We start from the raw sequence: 2,508 nt of genomic DNA on the forward strand, positions 1-2,508 counted from the left end.
CTTTCGTGCCGGTCAACGGCACCCCGGGGCAGCGGCCGCCGCTCGAGTACATTCCCCCGCAGTCGTCGCTGGATCTGCCCGGAGTGCTCGGCGGCGAGCAGCCGGGCCCGGCGGAGTCCGGTCCCGCGCCGAGCGGGGTGACGCCGGCCGGTCCGTCGTCGCGCGGTCCTTTCGTTCCGCCGCAAGCGGATTCGCCGAGCCCCCGGCAGCAGCCGGATCCGGCCGATCCGTTCCCCGGTTTCACGCCCATCACCACCGGCGGCGAGACCGCCCGGGGCGGCGCGACCTCCGAGGACGAGGACCGCGAGGACCGCGAGGACGTCGCGACGCCGAATCCGTGGCAGCCGCAGGCCCCGGCCGGGTTCACGGCGGTGCCGCAGCCGGGCGCCGAGCCCGAGCACGGCGCGCACGAGAAGCCGGACGAGGACGCGGGTGCGGGCAGCCGCGCCGAGATCGAGGACTGGATGGCGCAGCTGCGTTCGGCGCGTCGCCCGGCGGCCGACGAGGGACGGCACTCCGGCGGCGAGGGCCGCACGGTCAGCGTCAACGAGCTGCTGCGCCGTCGCGAGGACGAAACCGACTGAGCCGCTTCCGGGATCAGCCCCGCGGCGATCCCGGACCGGCCGTGTCGGCGAAGGCCCGCGCGTAGCGGGTGCCCGCGAGCAGCAGCAGGACCCCGACGACGAGGAAGGCCGCCACCCGGACCAAACCGGACAGGGTGGCGAGGTCGAACAGGAACAGTTTCGCCGTGGCCGCGACCGCGACCCCGAGTCCCGACACGAGGCACACCTTCGCGACACCGGGCGCCCGCACGAGGTTGCGCAGGCCGTAGAGGAGCGACCCGGTGGCCGCCGCCATCCAGGTGATCGTCGCCGCGCTGTGCCCGAGGACGAAGCCGTCGGCCGCCCCCGAGGCGATCCCGATCGAGACCGCCGCGACCAGGACGAGATACAGGTCGGCGACGCCGGCGACGACCCAGATCAGCGCGCGCAGGGTCGCGTCCCGCCCCGGCAGCGCGTGCACGGCCCAGACCGCCGTCGCCGTCGCGACCAGGCCGAGGACGGCCGCGAGCAGGGTCGTCCCGGTCAGCGCCTCGGCCGCCCGCGCGCGCACGGCGAGCGTCTCCGGGGAGGCGGCGTCGAGCAGCGTCAGCCCGCCGAGCAGGGCAAAGGCGCCGCCGAAGACCGTCGTCGCGGCGGACCGCCGCGCGGCCGCGACCGTGAAATAGGCGGCGGAGACGGCGAACAGCGTCGCCGGAAGCCAGGACCCGCGCGCGCCGTCGACGCACGACTGGAAGACGGCCACGGCGCCGACCAGCGCGGCGCCCGCGGCCAGATGCGCGGGGACGCCGAAGAATCCGGGCGCGGCGAACGAACCCGTGCCGTTCGCGGACCCGCCGTCGGGCCGGGCGCCCGGCTCCACCGGAACGGGCTGCGGCACAGCGGGTACCGAGCGCAGCCCGGCGGCCCCGACCAGCAGGTAGGCGACCGCCGCCCCCGCCGACACGGCGACGGACCACGGGCGTTCGAACAGCAGCGCCGCCGCCGACAGGGGCGCGGCCGACAGCACCATGGTCACCATGGCGGTGACGTCGCCCGGGCGCACCCGCGTGACCAGCAGGGCGCCACCCAGGCCGAGCGCCGCCGACGCCACCGCCGCGGCCAGCACCAGGCGCCGGTGGTCGAGGGTCTCGTCCGTGATCGCGGCCGAGGCGGCGAAGACGAGCGTGGCGAGCACGATCGGCAGGGTGCGTGTCACGTGCAGCACCGGCCAGTCCCGCCGCAACTGCACCGCCAGGCCGGAACCCTGGAGCACCAGAAGGAATCCCAGCAGGGCGAGCTCGGTGGTGATGGCGGGCGAGAGCACCGCCGCGCCCAGCACGACCAGCACGGCCAGCGGCTGCGACCGCCACCGCAGCGCCAGGCCGACGCCCGCGCCCGCCACGACCAGCGCCCCCGCCAATCCGGCGGACACGGGCGCCCACCGGTAGAAGCCGCTCACCGCGACGACCGCGAGATACAGCCCCGCGATCCCCGTGGCCGCCAACGCGATACCGCCCGTCCGGCCGCCCGGGCGCCCGAACACCCGCCACCCGGCGGCCACCAGGCCCGCCGAGAACGCGACTCCGGTGACGACCCGCGGCACCGGGCCGAAGAACCCGGCCTGCGCGGCCAGCACCAGCAGCATGACCACGCCGATCAGCGTCACCCCGACCCCGGCGACCGCCAGCACCCGCGAGATGACCCCTTCCCGCTGCCACCACGGCACCGTCGGCCCGGTCCGGACCTTCGGCGCGGGCGCGTAGCGGCCCTGCCCGGGCGGCGCCCAGCACCCTCCGGCGCGCACCGGCTGCGCCATCCCGGCCTGCGGCCACGGCGCGCCGGGCATCGGCCGAGCCTGCCCGGCCGGACCCGGCGGTCTTCCGGGCGCGGGCGCCGGCGCGAGGGGACGCGACCAGGGCGATCCGGCGCCGGCCGGACCCGCTCCCGCCGGCACCCCCGCGCCGCG

General features: G+C 77.4%; 1 protein-coding gene and 1 pseudogene. One reads left to right on the forward strand and one right to left on the reverse strand.

Annotated elements, in window-relative coordinates; genetic code table 11:
• Positions 1 to 584: pseudogene (locus tag ON36_RS27250) on the forward strand (hypothetical protein); the annotation flags it as partial.
• Between the two features lie 13 nt (positions 585 to 597).
• Here ON36_RS27250 and ON36_RS27255 read toward each other — a convergent pair.
• Positions 598 to 2,388: a DUF2339 domain-containing protein gene (locus ON36_RS27255; RefSeq protein ID WP_085999707.1), complete on the reverse strand. Its 1,791-nt coding sequence runs from the start codon at positions 2,386 to 2,388 to the stop codon at positions 598 to 600.
• Between the last annotated feature and the right edge of the window lie 120 nt (positions 2,389 to 2,508).

Source organism: Nocardia thailandica NBRC 100428, assembly GCF_000308795.1.
GTDB lineage: Bacteria > Actinomycetota > Actinomycetes > Mycobacteriales > Mycobacteriaceae > Nocardia > Nocardia thailandica.